At 30.0% G+C, this 16,739-nt stretch carries 18 protein-coding genes; 9 read left to right on the forward strand and 9 right to left on the reverse strand.

Annotation, left to right across the window (positions count from 1 at the left end):
• Positions 1-36: 36 nt before the first annotated feature.
• From HNP65_RS03720 to HNP65_RS03745, 6 genes are read left to right on the forward strand one after another with little or no spacing between them, the layout of a single operon-like run.
• Positions 37-1,092 carry an alpha/beta hydrolase gene (locus HNP65_RS03720; RefSeq protein ID WP_184618973.1) on the forward strand — a complete coding sequence of 352 codons (1,056 nt, stop codon included), beginning with the start codon at positions 37-39 and terminating at the stop codon, positions 1,090-1,092.
• Positions 1,093-1,107: 15 nt separating this feature from the next.
• A complete protein-coding gene (locus tag HNP65_RS03725; RefSeq protein ID WP_184618974.1) occupies positions 1,108-2,016 on the forward strand; it encodes an ABC transporter substrate-binding protein in 909 nt (302 codons plus the stop codon).
• A complete protein-coding gene (locus tag HNP65_RS03730) occupies positions 2,013-2,744 on the forward strand; it encodes an ABC transporter permease (protein ID WP_184618975.1) in 732 nt (243 codons plus the stop codon). Before HNP65_RS03725 ends, HNP65_RS03730 begins: the two co-directional genes overlap by 4 nt.
• Positions 2,734-3,390, forward strand: coding sequence for an ATP-binding cassette domain-containing protein (locus HNP65_RS03735; RefSeq protein ID WP_184618976.1), 657 nt, complete (start codon positions 2,734-2,736; stop codon positions 3,388-3,390). The genes HNP65_RS03730 and HNP65_RS03735 overlap by 11 nt, the downstream gene beginning before the upstream one ends.
• A 2-nt stretch (positions 3,391-3,392) precedes the next feature.
• Entirely contained in the window at positions 3,393-4,730 is a 1,338-nt protein-coding gene (locus HNP65_RS03740; protein ID WP_246348167.1) for an RtcB family protein, read from the forward strand.
• Positions 4,727-6,079 (forward strand): MFS transporter, encoded by a 1,353-nt coding sequence (locus HNP65_RS03745; protein ID WP_184618978.1) that lies wholly within the window; start codon positions 4,727-4,729, stop codon positions 6,077-6,079. Before HNP65_RS03740 ends, HNP65_RS03745 begins: the two co-directional genes overlap by 4 nt.
• Positions 6,080-6,152: 73 nt before the next feature.
• On the opposite strand, the gene HNP65_RS03750 is transcribed toward HNP65_RS03745, so the two are convergent.
• The 5 genes from HNP65_RS03750 to HNP65_RS03770 are packed head-to-tail and all read right to left on the reverse strand — an operon-like array spanning position 6,153 to position 10,324.
• Positions 6,153-7,127, reverse strand: a complete 975-nt coding sequence (locus HNP65_RS03750) for a lysylphosphatidylglycerol synthase transmembrane domain-containing protein (RefSeq protein WP_184618979.1) — start codon at positions 7,125-7,127, stop codon at positions 6,153-6,155.
• The gene (locus HNP65_RS03755; protein ID WP_184618980.1) at positions 7,124-7,786 is read right to left on the reverse strand and encodes a CDP-alcohol phosphatidyltransferase family protein; all 663 of its coding nucleotides are present in this window, start codon (positions 7,784-7,786) and stop codon (positions 7,124-7,126) included. The genes HNP65_RS03750 and HNP65_RS03755 overlap by 4 nt, the downstream gene beginning before the upstream one ends.
• Positions 7,783-8,493: a phosphocholine cytidylyltransferase family protein gene (locus HNP65_RS03760; RefSeq protein ID WP_184618981.1), complete on the reverse strand. Its 711-nt coding sequence runs from the start codon at positions 8,491-8,493 to the stop codon at positions 7,783-7,785. The genes HNP65_RS03755 and HNP65_RS03760 overlap by 4 nt, the downstream gene beginning before the upstream one ends.
• Positions 8,490-9,506, reverse strand: a complete 1,017-nt coding sequence (locus HNP65_RS03765) for a pyridoxal-phosphate-dependent aminotransferase family protein (protein WP_184618982.1) — start codon at positions 9,504-9,506, stop codon at positions 8,490-8,492. The genes HNP65_RS03760 and HNP65_RS03765 overlap by 4 nt, the downstream gene beginning before the upstream one ends.
• 41 nt (positions 9,507-9,547) lie before the next feature.
• Positions 9,548-10,324, reverse strand: a complete 777-nt coding sequence (locus HNP65_RS03770; RefSeq protein WP_184618983.1) for an alpha/beta hydrolase — start codon at positions 10,322-10,324, stop codon at positions 9,548-9,550.
• Positions 10,325-10,452: 128 nt separating this feature from the next.
• On the opposite strand from HNP65_RS03770, the gene folP reads away from it, so the two are divergent.
• From folP to glpX, 3 genes are all read left to right on the forward strand, one after another.
• Positions 10,453-11,283, forward strand: coding sequence for a dihydropteroate synthase (gene folP / locus HNP65_RS03775; protein ID WP_184618984.1), 831 nt, complete (start codon positions 10,453-10,455; stop codon positions 11,281-11,283).
• Positions 11,270-11,965: a pseudouridine synthase gene (locus HNP65_RS03780; protein WP_184618985.1), complete on the forward strand. Its 696-nt coding sequence runs from the start codon at positions 11,270-11,272 to the stop codon at positions 11,963-11,965. Before folP ends, HNP65_RS03780 begins: the two co-directional genes overlap by 14 nt.
• 108 nt (positions 11,966-12,073) lie before the next feature.
• A complete protein-coding gene (gene glpX, locus HNP65_RS03785) occupies positions 12,074-13,093 on the forward strand; it encodes a class II fructose-bisphosphatase (protein WP_184618986.1) in 1,020 nt (339 codons plus the stop codon).
• Between the two features lie 39 nt (positions 13,094-13,132).
• Here the strand turns inward: glpX and HNP65_RS03790 are convergent, their stop codons facing one another.
• The 4 genes from HNP65_RS03790 to HNP65_RS03805 are packed head-to-tail and all read right to left on the reverse strand — an operon-like array spanning position 13,133 to position 16,527.
• Complete coding sequence (locus tag HNP65_RS03790; protein WP_184618987.1) at positions 13,133-14,629, reverse strand: hypothetical protein; 1,497 nt, start codon at positions 14,627-14,629, stop codon at positions 13,133-13,135.
• Between the two features lie 11 nt (positions 14,630-14,640).
• Complete coding sequence (locus HNP65_RS03795; protein ID WP_184618988.1) at positions 14,641-15,384, reverse strand: ABC transporter ATP-binding protein; 744 nt, start codon at positions 15,382-15,384, stop codon at positions 14,641-14,643.
• Positions 15,359-15,994 carry a hypothetical protein gene (locus HNP65_RS03800; RefSeq protein WP_184618989.1) on the reverse strand — a complete coding sequence of 212 codons (636 nt, stop codon included), beginning with the start codon at positions 15,992-15,994 and terminating at the stop codon, positions 15,359-15,361. Before HNP65_RS03800 ends, HNP65_RS03795 begins: the two co-directional genes overlap by 26 nt.
• Positions 15,994-16,527, reverse strand: a complete 534-nt coding sequence (locus HNP65_RS03805; RefSeq protein WP_184618990.1) for a helix-turn-helix domain-containing protein — start codon at positions 16,525-16,527, stop codon at positions 15,994-15,996. The genes HNP65_RS03800 and HNP65_RS03805 overlap by 1 nt, the downstream gene beginning before the upstream one ends.
• Between the last annotated feature and the right edge of the window lie 212 nt (positions 16,528-16,739).

Below are 16,739 nucleotides of genomic sequence, written 5' to 3' on the forward strand. Positions count from 1 at the left end.
CCTTTTTGTGTTATAATATACAAGGAGGCTTTTCTTTTGAAAAAACTCTTTTTCTTAGTTCTGACTTTATCTATTACAACTTCCATATTTTCATATACTGTATATTTTGAAATAGAAAACTTAGAAAAAGTTGAAAATGACATATTTTTAGCTGGTTCTTTTAATAGTTGGAAATATGGTGATCCAAATTTTAAGTTCGAGTTTAAAAATGGAAAATATATCCTAAAGACTGACCTTTCTGGGGTTATAAAATTTACAGTAAATAGAGGCAGCAAAGAGAAATCTGAAATTGGAAGTGTCAGAATTGCACGTATATTTAAAGATAATATTAAAATAAAGTTATTTGTAAAAGGATTTAGTGATATGAAAGGAAAACTAATAAAATATGAAAATTTTTATTCCCCGCAACTAAAAAATTTTAGAGATATTATTGTATATATCCCACCAAAATATAAAGAAAACCTCCCAGTAATTTATATGCACGATGGGCAAAATCTGTTTGATAAAAAAACATCTTTTATAGGAATAGAATGGAAGATAGATGAAACATTAGATGAGTTAATTAATAAAGGAGAAATTGAACCAATCATTGTTGTTGGAATATACAACACAGAAGATAGACTTTATGAGTATAGCCCATGGTATGATGAAAAATTTAAAGCTGGTGGTAAAGGTGATTCCTACATAAAATTTATCGTTGAAACGCTCAAGCCCTTTATTGACAATAATTTTAAAACAAATAAAGAGAAAATTTTCATTGGTGGCTCATCTATGGGAGGTTTAATATCTTTATATGCCTTGGCAAAATATCCAGAAATATTTTCAGGTGCAATTGTAATGAGTCCTTCTTTGTTTTTTGCAAATGGGAAAATTTTTGAATATATAAAAGATAATCCTCCAAAAGGAAAAATCTATATGGATGTGGGAAAACTTGAAGATAAAGAAATGGTAATACTTGCAAACAAAATGAAAGAACTTTTAAACGATTTTTCTGTTAAAATTTATTTTAGAATAGATGAAGATGGAAAGCACAACGAATATTTTTGGGGTAAAAGATTTAAAGATGTTATAAAAAAGATTTTAAACGATTAATCGGGAGGGATGTATATGAAAAAATTAGTTATTACTATTATACTATTTTTTAGCATTTTACAATTTGGAATCAGTTTATTAAACCCTTTTGGCCCAACTATTTTTCCAGTAGCACCTATCCTTGGCGAAAAAGTAAAAGGAGAAGTTGGAATTTCAATTGAGCTTTGGAAAAATCTAGATGAAGTAATCTCAAAGGTATCATCAAATTATTCAAAGTTTGTAGTACTTCCAATTACAACGGCAGCAAATATATATTCAAGCGGAGTAGACATAAAATTAGTTGGTGTACATGAATGGAAAGTTTTTTATTTAATTGCAAACGAAGACTTTAAAGATTTAAGTTCACTTAAAGGAAAAACAGTATATTCTGCTCACGGCCGTGGACAGACAGTTGATGTTTTACTTAGATATCTTTTGGTACAAAACGGCCTTAAACCAGATGTTGACGTAAAATTTGCATATGCGGCTCCTCAAGAAATTGTAGCACTTTTTAAATCAAAGAAAATAAATTATGCAGCTCTTCCAGAACCCTTTGTATCAATGTGTCTCGATAGTGGAAAAATAGTTCTTGACTTCCAACAAGAATGGAATAAAATATCAAATTCATCATTAGGTATTCCTATTGCAGGATTATTTGTAGTAGGTAAAATTACAGAATTTGAAAACGTAATAAACGATGTTGAAAAAACATTCAAAAAAAGCGTTGACTACGCAAATAGTCACATAGATGAAGCACTTGAAATTACAAGTAAATATCTTCCTATACCATCTGCTATTCTAAAAAAATCACTGGAAAGAACAACATTTAAATATATACCAATTAATGAATGTAAAAATGAAGTTCACAACTTTTTAAAAACAATGCATGAACTTTATCCAGAAGGCATTCCACAAGTACCTGACGAGGGTTTCTATCTAAAATGAAATTTTTATACGGACTAATTTTATTCATCCTTATTTGGTGGATTTTTTCGATAATAATAGATTCTCAACTCATCCTCCCTACACCAATTTCTGTAGGGAGGGTTTTTATTGATCTTGTCCAAACCAAAACCTTATGGTCTTCTCTACTTTCAACAGTACTCAAAGGTATTATTGCATTGGCTTTTACTATCATTCTTGGTTTTTTCTTTGGCTTTTTAATGGGAATTTTTGATATGCTATACGAACTTTTTAGACCTGCTTTTACTATTTTTCAGTCAGTGCCTGTCATATCCTGGCTTGTCTTAGTAATATTTGTTTGGGGGATTGGTTTTAAAGGACCAATTGTAATAACTGTTCTATCACTTCTTCCAAACACGACCTTTGCAATAGCTCAAGGAGTCAAAAATACTGACAAGAAACTAATTGAAATGGCATATGTTTATAATGTTCCAAAAAAAAGAATAGTAAAAGATATCTACATAGGCTCAGTAATTCCGTTTCTATTTACCGCACTAGAGGTCATCTCTGGAAACATATGGAAAGTTATAATAGTCTCTGAATATCTAGCAGGGAATGAAGGTATTGGTGTTCAAATTGCTTGGGCAAGACAATATGTAAACGTTCCAAAAGTATACGCTTTAACTATATTTGCTATACTCCTGGGAATATCTTCAGAAAGGCTAATAAAATTCATTATAAAAAGGAAGGAATTTTATTATGCTTCTTAAATTAGAAAACGTCTCCAAAAACTTTGGTAAATTATGCATTTTTAAAAACATAAACCTTTCAATCTCAAAAGGAGAAAAAGTTGCCCTTCTTGGACCCTCCGGATGTGGTAAAACTACACTTTTGAGGATAATAGCAGGTCTAGAAAATGTTGAAGGAAAAATTGAGAAAAATTTTGATAAAATAGGATATATCTTTCAAGAACCAAGGCTTATTCCCTGGAAAACAATATATGAAAATCTCAAATTTGTATCTGAAGATAGTAAAAAGATTGATAATATTCTTAAATCTCTAAAATTATACGAATTTAAAGACTATTATCCTATTAAACTTAGCGGAGGCATGAAGCAAAGGGTAAATCTTGCAAGGGCACTACTTATTAAACCAGATTTACTATTACTTGATGAGCCATTTTCATCTCTTGATATCCACATAAAATGGGATTTAATAAAAGATCTAAACACTCAAATAGATAAAAATCATATAACTACTATTCTTGTAACTCATGATTTAAAAGAAGCATTAATGTTATCCGATAAAATATACGTTCTTTCAAATAGACCTACAAAAATCATAGGAGAGTTCTTAACAAGTCAAATTAATGAATCTGACCTGTCAAATGAAATTATTAAGTTATGGGGTGGATAAGAATGTATATTCATAAAATAAAAAAGACCGGGAATATGAAAGTTGATGCTTTTGTTTTAACGGACAACTTATTAGAAATATCCGAAGCAATTGAACAACTTAAAAACGTGGCTTCTCTTCCAACTATAGTGAAAGCCGCTTATGCAATGCCTGATATTCATTGGGGATATGGATTTCCAATTGGAGGTGTTGCTGCTTTTTCTAATTTAATAAGTCCTGGTGGTGTGGGATTTGACATTAACTGTGGAGTTAGATTGCTTAAAACACAAATAGACTATAATGACTTTAAAAAATATATAGAAAGCACTATTAAAGAGCTCTATAATGTAATACCTGTTGGAGTTGGAGCAACATCAAAAAAATTTGATAAAAAATCTTTAAAAAAAATAATAGAAGAAGGAGCTAAAAGAACAATTGAAATGGGATATGGACTTTCTGAAGATTTAGAATACATTGAAGACTTTGGAAGAATTTCTCCTGCAAGTATGGAAGACATATCTAAAACAGCATATGAAAGAGGCAGAGAAGAACTAGGTACACTTGGTGCTGGAAACCACTTTATTGAAATTCAAAAAGTTGAAGAAATATATGATGAGAAAAAAGCAAATATTTTGGGGCTTTATAAAAATCAAATAGTAATAATGATTCACACAGGTAGCAGAGGTTTTGGACACCAAATTGCAACTGATTATATAAAGCTGATGAGAAATTTACATAACGACCTCCCAGACAAACAACTTGCATACGCTTATTTTGATAGTGATCTAGGACAAAAATATTTTTCTGCGATGAATTGTGCAGCAAATTATGCATTTTCTAATAGGCAGATTATTACACACTACATAAGAAAAGTTTTCTCCAAATATTCAAAAGTTGAAATCGTATACGATGTTGCACACAATATTGCAAAGGTTGAAAAACATGACAATCAAAAGGTAATAGTCCATAGAAAAGGTGCAACAAGAGCTTTTGGGCCATATCATCCAGATATTTCTGAAAAATATAAATCCATCGGCCAACCTGTTTTAATTCCTGGCGATATGGGAACTGCTTCGTATGTAATGGTAGGAACAAACGAAAATTTTGCATTCTCATCAACCGCCCACGGAGCAGGGAGAGTCTTAGGGAGAAGACAAGCTTTAAAAAAACTTAATTTAAATCAAGTACTTTCAAACCTTCAAAAAAGAGGTATAATAGTTAAAAGTAAATCTAAAAAAACAATATTAGAAGAGGCTCCAGATGCGTATAAGAAAATAGACAGAGTGGTTGAAATTGTAGACAGATTAAATCTTTCTAAAAAAGTTGCCAAATTAATTCCTCTGGGGGTTATTAAAGGATGACCAAAAATGAGTCTTTATTAATAGTGGAAGGAATATTTTCAAATTTTTATTTTATTTTAACTCAGGGAGTTGTTTTTACCTCTATTGCACTTTTTTTTAATTTTAATGAAGTGCTTTTGGGTATAACAGCTGCCTTTCCTATGGTATTCCAGCTACTTCAAATAGTCACTCCTTCTATTATAGAAAAATTCAAACACCGTAAAAGACTTTTAATGTTATTCAATTCATTCAAGCTACTTTGGTTTGTTGTTGTCATATCAATAATGCTTGGTAAAAAATCCCCAATGATTTTAATAATTACATTTGCAATTTCACAAGCTTTTACTTCATTGGCAGGTAACACTTGGTCTTCACTTGTTTCAGATATAATTCCATCTGAAAAAAGGGGAAGATATTTTGGTATTAGAAGTGTTTTAATTTCTTTTTCAACACTTTTAATTTTCTATCTATTTTCATATATTATAGACAATGTTCCTGAACCATATAATTATATATATGTAATCTCAATAAAGTTAATAGGAACAATTTTGGGACTTATATCGTTAATTCCCGTAGATGATCCACCTTTAAAGAGTTTAGGAACTATTAGTGAATTAAAAGAAGTTTTTAGTGAAAAAAACTTTTTGAAACTAGCATTTGCAAATATGTATTGGAATTTTATCTTATTATTAACCGCACCATTTTTCTCATACCACCAGCTTAAAAACCTTCATATTCCCATGACATATATAAGTTATGCAACCATAGTAATGACACTTATATCCATGCTTTTTTATTTTATATGGGGTAAAATGAGTGATAAATTAGGAAATAAAACTGTCATGATCTCAGGTATTCTTCTTGTCTCTTTAACACCGTTTGTTTGGATATTAATGAATGAAAAATATTGGCCAATTGCAATGGGACTTGATGCCGTAATATCTGGGGTAGGTTGGGCTGCAATAAACCTTTCACTATTAATACTTCCAATGGAAGCAGCAAAGAGAATATCTCCTATGTATTTTGCAGTATTCGGTTTTTTTGGAGGCCTAGGTGGACTTATAGGGTCACTCTCAGGAGGATATTTTGCTGCAATATTTAACAAATACAATTTTTATATTAATAACTATCATATTTTTGGTTTACAAATTTACTTTGTAATTGAAGGTATACTTAGACTGCTTGCAATCCCAATATTTGCAACTGTTAAAACACAAAAATATGTTTCTCCAACTATCTTTGTGTTTAACGTACTAAATGTGATTTCAAGACGCCCAACACAAAAAATATACGAAAATGCCAAAATCGAAAGTGCTTATATATTAAAAAAGGTTCCTCTAAAAAAGGAAAGAGTAAAAAGATGGTGGTAGTATTTTAAATTTTAATGTATTTGGTATCAAATTTGCTAAAAAATTGTTTTGTATAAAAAGAAGGTTATATATTTTATCTTTGCGTCCAATCCTTAATACGCCATATGAATACAAGTCCTAAAAATATTGGAATATAATAGCTAAAAAGTCTCCACAAAAGTATAGCGCGAGAAATTATAGACGAAGAAATTATTCCTCTTAAAGATAGTTGATACATACCCTCAATTCCTCCTGCTGCACCAGGAGTAGGGGCAAAATATGCAACCGTGTTTATAAGTGATAAAATTCCCACCAGTCTCAAAAAAGAAATATCCATATGTGCAAAATGTTTGAACATCAGATAAAATGGTACGGCATGTAAACAAACTATCACAAACCAAAAGGCCGTATCAATCAAAACTATGTATGCATTCTTATTCCACATATTAAAAACACTTTCTTTTAGATTTGAAAGCCAATTTTCTAACTTTGTCAAATCCAGTTTAAATAATTTTGATAGCGGTTTTATTAAAAAGCGAAAAACCTGTGGGAAAAACATGAAAATTAAAATCGCTACAGTCAATGCAACTTGAACTATAAAACCAATTAAAATTATAACTTTACTAGCATTTCCAAAATTCAAATTTTTAAATGCATATTTAAAAATCCAAACATCCAAAATTATATTTACAACAAAAGTCTCAAATAACCTAGTTGAAATAAAATTTGTACCATCTTCACTCTTAACTCCTAATTTTGAAAGATGATAAATCTGAAAAGGCTGCCCTCCAACATAAAGGGGCGTAATGTAAGAGAAAAAGTTACCAAAAAAATAATTCTCAAAACAATCTATATACCTTACTTTGTATCCAAGAACCTTTAAAAATATTTTTGTGCTAAGCCCTCCAATTAGGTACATTAAAATATAACCTACTAGCGTATAAATAAATATATATGTTGGTATATTTTTTAATCCAGATATATCGCCTTGAAAAAACTGTATGGCAATTATTATTCCCAAACTAAGTACAACTGCAATTATTGCGTTTAATATTAATTTTTTCTTCATTCTTTCTTTTTACCTCCCAAAAGAAGTAAATATCCGGACATGCCAAGTGAAGAAATAAAATAACCAATCACAAGTATGTACATCCCCAACTTAACTTGACCAAACAAAGGTAAAAAGAAAAACGCCATCATTTCATAATCCATCCAGGTCGGGACAGGTGAAATGTAGTATCCTTCTACTTTCTTTTCTTTCTTAAAATCTTTAAAACTTTCTTTTGCTTTAGGATAAAGCCAAAGACCTGCTGAAAATGAAACAAGCCATATAAATAATATTAATAACCATTTCTCATCTAAAGTACTTTTATATAAGTACCATGAAATCCCAGCGGTACTTCCAACAAGTCTCAATGAATCTGTCCAAACTTCAAGTATTACTCCAAGCATAGACGTTTTATTTAATGCCCTTGCCGAAGGGCCATCAATAGCATCAAATAAAAACGCAAGAAAATAAAAGAGAGCCCCTTTAATAAATAAGCCTCTTGAAAAATTAACAACAGAAAACACTGTAAAAATTCCAGATAAAATACTGATATAATTGGGATGCATCTTCAAAAAGTTAACATTGAACCAAACAAAAAATGAAGCTATCCTATCAACAAAAACGTAACAAATTGGTGCAGCTGGAGTATCAAAATACTTCATAATCTCTCTATATCTCATTTTTCCACCTCAAGTTCATTAAAATGATCTATAATCCTATGGTAATCTTCTATGTAATCTACTTCACCCCAGAATAACCCCTTAATATCTTTAACATAAACATTTCTCTCATTAATGAAAGAATACAAAACATTTTCCCACCAAAGATTGTACTTTTCTTGAGAAACCAAAAGTTCTAATCTTTCTCTAAACTTTTCTTGAAATTCCTTTCTTATTATAGACACACCTACATATTCTCCTGAAATTTTTTCAGGCAAAAGCTCTTTTCCATGATCTTTTAGTATATTATCCTCTACATAAAATAAATAATCACCTTCTTCTTTTCTAGAAGAATCGTACAACATTAAAATGTCTTCTTTTGAATTACACAAAGTTTTCAAAATTTCCTCATCCCAGTAAACATCGGCGTTTGCAACTATTATATCTTCTTTCCCAGAAAATTCATCCTTTGCAAACCAAAGTGAAGCTATACTATTAGTAACAGAATAAAAAGGGTTATAATAAATTTTAACTTCATCAAGTATTTCTAAAAATAATTCTCTTTTATAGCCTAAAACTACCGAAACATCTATGTTATTATGCTTCAACATCTCAATCGTTCTCAATATAAGTGGTTTACCTTTTATATCTACAAGAGATTTTGGAATATTAGATATCTTTCTAGAAATTCTTGTTCCTTTTCCTGCAGCAAGAAGTATAGCCTTCATCTTACCATCCTTTCTAGATATGATACTAAAACTTCATTATCCTTTTTTGTAAGATTACCTATGTGTCCGATTCTAAGAAGCTTGTCTTTTAACTTTCCTCCACTTGGTGTCACATATATTCCTTCCTCTTTTAGTCTTAAAAATATCTCAAATGCATTGTCAACTAAAATTGGCGTTAGTGCATTTGAAAGTGGGTAATCTGGTATCTTTACAAGTGATTTAACACTTTCTCTAAAATGCTGTGAAAGACTTTTTGATTTTAAAATATAGCTTTCTATTCCATTTTCTTTTATACTCTTTAATTTTGCATATAATTGATAAACAACTGAAACGGCTGGAGTAAATGGTGTTTGTCCTCTTTCCATGTTTTGAAAGTAATCTTTTAAGTCAAAATACATACTTTTAACTTCGTTTTCTAAAACTTTTTTATAAGCCCTATCACTTAAAAACAAAAATGATAACCCCGGAGCAAGAGCTAAAGCTTTTTGGGAACTTAAAATCACACAATCAACATTATACTTTTTCATACTAAATTCATCGGCTAAAAAAGAACTAATTGCATCAACAACAAGCATCATGTTATTCTGACGGCAAAATTCTGATAAAAGTTCTATATCATATAGTTGTCCTGTAGATGTTTCATGAATATTTACTAAAAGCCCCGTATAATCTTTTCCATTAAATTTTTTTAAATGATCTTTTGTGAGTTTTTCACCAAAGGATAATTTAATTTCATCATAACTAATTTGGTGAATTTTACAAAGGTTAGCAAATCTATCACCGAAAGTTCCTCCGTTAATCACAAGTACTTTATCTTTGTTTGAAAAAATATTCATAACAGCTGCTTCCATAGCACCAGTTCCTGAAGCAGTCAAAAGTGCAAATTTTGAATCTTCAGGTGCATCTATTACCTCTTTAAAAATATCCTCTATCTCCAACATCATTTTAGAAAATTCAGATGTCCTAAAATATGGTATAGGCTTTCCACCTATATCTAAAATTTCTTCTTCCATCTCAACAGGACCAACGGTAAAAAGTTTAATAATTCCACCTCCTATTTTTTAAACCATTCAATAATTGTTTCTGCAACCTCTTCTTTTTCTATATCATTTGTCATTACATGTCCTGTTTTTTTAAAGATTTTCAACTCTTTACTTTTTGAAGAAACGTTGTTATAAATGTAATGTGCAGCTTCTAGAGGAACCGTCATATCTTTTTCTGATGCAAGAATCAAAATATCAGAATTTATATATTTTAATCTTTTTCTAGCAATTTTCATTAATTTATACAAATACTTTGCCTGAAGTGGCCAATTGTACGACCAATATTCTTTTGAAAGATACTGCAAATCTTTATTTTCATAAGTTCCGTTATATCCTTCTCTTTTTATTTTCTTTAAAAAAAGAGAAATATATGGAGTTAACGCTATCTTTTTTTCAGTAGTAAAAATTGCACCTGCAATGCTAACAATCTTTTTTGGATTAAAAATACTTGCAAGAATTAATGTTAATACGCCTCCCATGGAAAGACCAGCTACATAAACCTCTTTACACTTTCCAGATAAATCAAAATAACTGTCTATGACCCTTCTAAGCCAATCTCTGTGATTGCTTTTTAAAAAATCTTCGCTTGATGTGCCATGACCAGGAAGTCTTGGAACATAAACGGTAAAGCCCTCCTTATTTAATTTTTCAGCTAAAAATTTCATATCATGAGGACTTCCAGTATAACCATGAATAAGTAAAACACCTATGGCATTATTTCCTTCAAGAAAAATTGGTTGTGATACTTCCACCGTTTTTATGTTAGTGCTAAATTTTAATAAATTCATATAATTCCCCCTTAAAAAATTTAATACACTCTATTATTATACCTCAATATAAAAAAATGCACTAACTTTTTATTAATTTGTACAAATTTAATATAAAAGGTAAAATATAATTAGAGAGGAGGGAAAATATGAAATACTTATTAAAAAATGGAAAAGAAATTAATTTTGATCACACTTATATAATGGGAATAATTAATGTAACTCCAGACTCTTTTTATCCTGGAAGTAGAATTGATCGTGATAGGCTAATCGATACTGTCTCTCAAATGATTAAGAATGGAGCTGAAATAATAGATGTTGGTGGTGAAAGCACAAGGCCTGGAGCACAAGAAGTATCTTTAGAAGAAGAATTAAACAGAGTTGTTCCCGCAATAGAAATTATTAAAAATAACTTTGAAATAATCGTATCAGTTGACACCTACAAATCAAAAGTGGCAGAGGAAAGTCTTAAATTAGGTGCTGATATAATAAATGACATAAGCGCTTTTAGATTCGATGAAAACATGGTAAAAATAGCAAAAAAGTATGATTGTCCCGTAATACTAATGCACATGAAAGGGACACCAAGGAATATGCAACAAAATCCTTTTTACGAAGACACAATAGGTGAAATAATTACATTCTTAAAAGAAAGAATTGAATTTTCAAAAAAACACGGGGTAGAAAAAATTATAATTGACCCAGGTATTGGTTTTGGAAAAAGACTAATAGATAACCTTTTAATCCTCAAACATATTGATGATTTCAAAAAACTTAGATATCCTGTTCTCGTTGGAGCAAGTAGAAAATCTATGATAGGAATGATCTTGGACCTTCCAGTTGAAGAAAGGCTTGAAGGAACTTTAGCCATAACAGCATATTCAGCAATGAAAAATGTAGATATAATAAGAGTTCATGACGTAAAAGAAAACTATAGAGTAGTAAAAGTAATTGAGGCGATTAAAAATGCGGCTGGATAAATTTTTGTCTAATGCAAAAGTTGGTTCAAGAAAACAAGTTAAAAAACTAATAAAGGAAAAAAGAGTAAAAGTAAATGGAAACGTTGTAACAAAACCTGAGTTTAATGTAGGTGAAAATGATGAGGTATTTGTGGATGATATTGAGGTAATACCTCATCATAATGTTTATATTGTCTTTAATAAACCATCAGGATTTACATCAAGTAAATCTGAATATGAAAGAAACATCTTCGAATTTATAGACCATCCTTACCTTGATGAATTACATATAGTAGGTAGACTTGATAAAGACGTAGAAGGCCTGATCTTAATAACCAACGATGGAAACTTCACCCACAAAGTAATATCACCAAAATCAAATGTGGAAAAAGAATATATTGTAAAAACAGAAGGAGACTTAACCAAAGAAATGATTGAAATTGCAAGAGATGGTATAACACTCAATAATGGTATCAAATTTAAACCTGCAAAAATTACAAAAATCGACGATGAAACCATCTCGTTAGTTATTACAGAAGGAAAATTTCATGAAGTAAAGTTAATTGTTAGTTTCTTAGGTCTTAAATATAAAAAGATAAAAAGGATTAGAATAGGAAACCTCTATCTAAATGACTTTAATCTAGATCTGGGTGAATGGAAAGAAATAGACTATAATACAGCGAAAAAGACTCTCGAACAGTAATTATCTTTGATAAAGTGTAAATTTTTTCAGAATACATGCATCAAAAAAGTTTTACTTTTAAGTTACATAATGTTATAATTTCTCCGTAAATTGTGGGGAGGTGTAACGATGAGTCAACTATCAAAAGAAATTACGCTAGAGCTTGTAAGGGTAACAGAAGCAGCCGCACTTATGGCTAGCAAATACTTAGGTAGAGGAAACAAAGAAATGGTTGATAAATTAGCAAGTGATGCTATGCGTGGAATGTTGGACTATATAGACATGCAAGGTGTTGTTATAATCGGTGAGGGCGAAAAAGACAAAGCACCAATGCTATATATCGGAGAACAAGTTGGAAATTGGGAACCTAACACCCCAGAATTAGATATTGCTGTTGATCCAATAGATGGTACAAGACTTGTCGCATATGGCCTTCCAAACGCAATCAGTGTGATTGCTGCCACTGACAGGGGAGCAATCGAATATCTACCCACCTTTTATTCATACAAACTTGCAGTAGGCCCTGAACTTGCCGGGAAATTAGATATCAATGCATCGATAAGGGAAAACCTAAGGGTTGCAGCTGCAATATTAAATATAGATATTTCAGAACTCACCGTTGTAATATTGAACCGCGACAGACACAGAGAAATAATAGAAGAAGTTAGAAAAGTTGGCGCAAGAATAAAACTTATTAGTGATGGAGATATAGCTGCAGCAATAGCAACTGCCTTACCCGAAAGTTATGTTGATATTTATATAGGAATTGGTGGATCTCCAGAAGCTACCTTAGCTGCTGCTGCTTTAAAATCTTTAGGCGGAGAGATACAAATTAAACTCTGGCCAATAGATGAAAATGAAAGGAATGATTTAATCGAAAAAGGTTATGACCTTGAAAAAGTATACAAAACAGACGATTTAATAAAAAGTGATAATGTAATATTTGCAGCTACTGGTGTTACAGATGGGGATCTATTAAGAGGAGTAAAGTATTCAAAAAATGTTGCTATAACAGAATCTATTGTTATGAGATCGAAAACAAAAACGTTAAGAAAGATAATTTCACACCATAACCTGAAATATAAAACCATCCCGCTAAAGAGCGAAGGCGAAGTAAGATTTATTAACGGAAAAAAAGGCAATGATTAATATCTTGAAGAACTCCCCTTCCGAAAGGGGAGTTCTTATCTAAGATAGTCTAATTTCTATTTTCTTTTTTAATTTTCCGAAAAATAAGATGGAAATCAAAACTATTGTTGCTAGTGAAGAAATCATTATTAACCAACCCCACCATTCTAAGCTTTGCTTCTGGATAAATATACCTAGTGGTAATATTGTTCCAAATGCAAGGCCCATGGTAACAGCTTCAAGTATAAGAGTTTGTGAAACGGAAAAAATTCTATTCATATTAATAATTTTTAAATTAGAGGATGAAATCGCAAAATATGCCCCAAGTATAGAACTCATTGCAAATAACAAAAGTGCGAATAATAATCCCAATAACATTATTGGCTTTAAAGTAAAAATAATGCTTGATACAATAAAAATTATTAAAAGCAATACAATATTAATCAAAACAGGTATAGCTATTTTCGAAAATACAAGAGTTGAAAACTTAACTGGGAATACCGATACATATTCTATTTTTGAAATTTCCGATATCATTAGCATACCTGTTTCAAGTGCTATATAAAAAGTAAAAATTGGAATTGTAAACATAATAGGGCTTAAAATATCTTTGTTTATAAACATCATAAAAATACCAAATCCTATTGGATACAAAACAAAGTATAAAAACTGCTCATATCTTATAGTTGCTTTTAAATCTTTCCTTATTATTGCCTTTAAAATTGAACCTGTCCCTTTTATATCATATCTTTTTTTAGAACTTCTTTGAACAGGTTCAAAACCAATTTTGCTGGATATCATTCTAAATAACATAAATAATATTACAGCCGATATAATTGAAAAAATCAAAGTTCTTGTTGAAATAAAACTCCATGCCAAAATATTATATTCTTTTGTAGAAAACAAAAACATTTTCACTAAATTCTGTAATTCTGCAACATCAACATCGACTAGTGCAACTACAAAGAAATAAAAGAATATTGATAAAAGAACAATTATCATATAAAACCTTCTTGTAAATGATTTAGAAGTTTTCCCTCCAATCAATATTGCTATTGTAGATGATAATAAAAGTAAAAACGCTAGGTGAACAATTAATTGTACAATTCCTAAAAGAATGTTTCCTTTTGTTGCAATTAAATAAGCTAATGTCACAAATACAAAAAAGACGAGAACATAAATTTGAGATATTGTAGCTGTAAATATCTGAAATACTGTTAAAGTAGTTCTTGAAATTGGCATCGTTAATAAAATCTCTAGCTCATCATTTCGAGAAAGAGAATACATCGCAAGACCTATAAATCCTACAATGAAAAACAATGACAAGATCGATACCCAAAAAAGAAACATAAGCCTTGAAGCCGCAGGATCTGCCATATAAAGTTTTTCAAAGATCTGTTTTGAAAAAATAAACACGAATATTCCAAGGGGTATAGAACCAATTGCATAACCTAAAAGTTGCTTTGAAAAATTTTTACTTACAGAAGATCTTTTTCTCTTTGTAGTATTCATATAAGGATTGGACAAATACTTTAATAAAATTATAAATTCTCTCATTATTTCACCCCTTATAACATTTCAACAATATTTTTTATATCTTCTTCTTGAGCTGTGAGTTCTAAGAATAGATCTTCAAGAGACTTATTCTCACCATTTCTCAAAGTTTCCATGGTTCCCTGAGCAATTATCTTCCCTTTATCAATTATTGCAATTTCATCACACATTTTTTCGGCAATTTCCAAAATATGTGTGGTCAAAAATATCGTAGTACCTTGAGAAGCGTATTTTTTCAAAAGTTCTTTCAAAATCTTTGCGCTTTTTGCATCAAGTCCTACTGTAGGTTCATCCAAAAATATTACTTCCGGTTTTCTCATCAAAACACTTATAAGCATCAATTTTTGCTTCATACCATGCGACATGTCTGAAACTTGTTTAAACAAATAATTAACTCCAAATGCAGCAGATAATTCCTGTATTCTTTCTTTTACCTCTTTTTCATTTACTCTATAAATGTCCATTACAAACTCTAAATATTCATATCCTTTTAGATGATCATAAACCCTAGGCTCATCAGGTACTACACCTATTCTTCTTTTTACTTCTAGCTCATGTGTTTTCATATTAAGCCCAAGAATTTCAATTTCTCCGCTTGTTGGCCTTAAAGAACCAGTTAACATTCTAATAGTTGTTGTTTTTCCTGCACCATTTGGACCAAGAAATCCAAAGATTTTTCCCTTTTCAACAGTTAAATCAATATTATCCACTGCTACAAAACTTCCAAATTTTTTAGTTAAATTCCTTGCTTTTATCATTTAACCACCCCCTAATGTATTCAGAAAATTTTTCGCAAAACTCACTTAGTTTTGGAGAACCTAATAATTTATGTGTTTTACGAGAAATTCTAAAAATAGCTTTATCTTCCTTTACATTTACTGTAAAACCTTTTCCATAAAAAATAGCAGTTCTTTTAAACGGGGTAAATACAATAATAGGTTTTCCTGTATATTCTCCTTTTTCACAAGTTTTTGCAATTTGCTCTGCAACTTTAGAATTATAAATCCAATTATATATAGGCGTCTTTTTCATTCTGTAAATACTAAATATTGCAAAAATAGATATTATCCAAATGTATTTAGGAAACAGCAAAATTAGAAATATAAATATTCTAGAAAGCATTGAAGTAAATGTTAATCTATAACTAATATAATTAAAAACATTCATCAAAATACCTAATAAAACAAGAATATACAACAAATAATTACTTTTGTCCAAAAATATGGAAAGCACTATACCTACAAATATCAAAACCGACCAAAACTCACTATCTTTTAATAAAACACTTTTTCTATCATATCCTAGAAATTTTAAAACAACGAATCTGAAGAATACTATAAAAACAAGTGTAAATATTGTTTCAATCATTATTCAACCACCTCAATCAAATTCAAAGAAAGAAATTTTTTTAATGCACATAAAACATCAAATTCGTTGATGTTTATTTTTTCTGATATTTCACAAGCTGTTATTCCATTTGAATTAACTGGTGGAATTAAGAACAAAACCTTTCCTTCAATTTCATTAAATTTAATCTTTTCCTTATTTAAAATAACACCCTTTATTGTTTCTCTATTTAAATCATAACTATATTTAAAATCTCCTGATCTCTCCCTTATTCTTTTTCCTTTAAGTTTAAAAATACTCAAAATTTCATTTATATCAATAGTGATTTTTCCCCCAATGTATCTATACTTTTTCGAAGGCCTTCCTATCTTTTTTTCCTCTCTAAATGCTACTATGTTAAACTTTTCCATTACTTCAAGATACCTTTGAACCGTAAAAGTATGATAACCTAAACTTTTTGCAATAGCACTTGAATTCATGTCTGGATTATCTTTCAAAAAATTGAGTACTTCAAAAAGTTGCGGTGATGAAATTATTTTTAAAAGTTCATTCATATTCCCACCTTAACACTATTTATTTCAATTCTATTGAAATTATATCTTATATGAATTTAAATGTCAAATAATTTTTTTTAGTTTAATCTTTTGTAATACTCTCTAGCTACTAACAAATAAACTTATTTTCCAACTTTTTACATTTTTGAACTCTTTTCATACTTTTCTTAAAGCCCATTATTAATTATTTAATTCTATTTCTAAATATTAAA

The sequence above is a fragment of the Thermosipho japonicus genome (genome assembly GCF_014201655.1).
Taxonomy (GTDB): domain Bacteria; phylum Thermotogota; class Thermotogae; order Thermotogales; family Fervidobacteriaceae; genus Thermosipho; species Thermosipho japonicus.

Bases quoted from the DNA above. Each gene is read 5' to 3' on its own strand.
- HNP65_RS03800 (WP_184618989.1), bottom strand. From the start codon at position 15,994: ATGATTGAAACAATATTTACACTTGTTTTTATAGTATTCTTCAGATTC.
- HNP65_RS03795 (WP_184618988.1), bottom strand. From the start codon at position 15,384: ATGATAAAAGCAAGGAATTTAACTAAAAAATTTGGAAGTTTTGTAGCA.
- HNP65_RS03765 (WP_184618982.1), bottom strand. From the start codon at position 9,506: ATGGAAGAAGAAATTTTAGATATAGGTGGAAAGCCTATACCATATTTT.
- HNP65_RS03780 (WP_184618985.1), top strand. From the start codon at position 11,270: ATGCGGCTGGATAAATTTTTGTCTAATGCAAAAGTTGGTTCAAGAAAA.
- HNP65_RS03790 (WP_184618987.1), bottom strand. From the start codon at position 14,629: ATGAGAGAATTTATAATTTTATTAAAGTATTTGTCCAATCCTTATATG.
- HNP65_RS03730 (WP_184618975.1), top strand. From the start codon at position 2,013: ATGAAATTTTTATACGGACTAATTTTATTCATCCTTATTTGGTGGATT.
- HNP65_RS03760 (WP_184618981.1), bottom strand. From the start codon at position 8,493: ATGAAGGCTATACTTCTTGCTGCAGGAAAAGGAACAAGAATTTCTAGA.
- HNP65_RS03725 (WP_184618974.1), top strand. From the start codon at position 1,108: ATGAAAAAATTAGTTATTACTATTATACTATTTTTTAGCATTTTACAA.
- HNP65_RS03805 (WP_184618990.1), bottom strand. From the start codon at position 16,527: ATGAATGAACTTTTAAAAATAATTTCATCACCGCAACTTTTTGAAGTA.
- folP (WP_184618984.1), top strand. From the start codon at position 10,453: ATGAAATACTTATTAAAAAATGGAAAAGAAATTAATTTTGATCACACT.
- HNP65_RS03740 (WP_246348167.1), top strand. From the start codon at position 3,393: ATGTATATTCATAAAATAAAAAAGACCGGGAATATGAAAGTTGATGCT.
- HNP65_RS03735 (WP_184618976.1), top strand. From the start codon at position 2,734: ATGCTTCTTAAATTAGAAAACGTCTCCAAAAACTTTGGTAAATTATGC.
- glpX (WP_184618986.1), top strand. From the start codon at position 12,074: ATGAGTCAACTATCAAAAGAAATTACGCTAGAGCTTGTAAGGGTAACA.
- HNP65_RS03755 (WP_184618980.1), bottom strand. From the start codon at position 7,786: ATGAGATATAGAGAGATTATGAAGTATTTTGATACTCCAGCTGCACCA.
- HNP65_RS03750 (WP_184618979.1), bottom strand. From the start codon at position 7,127: ATGAAGAAAAAATTAATATTAAACGCAATAATTGCAGTTGTACTTAGT.
- HNP65_RS03770 (WP_184618983.1), bottom strand. From the start codon at position 10,324: ATGAATTTATTAAAATTTAGCACTAACATAAAAACGGTGGAAGTATCA.
- HNP65_RS03745 (WP_184618978.1), top strand. From the start codon at position 4,727: ATGACCAAAAATGAGTCTTTATTAATAGTGGAAGGAATATTTTCAAAT.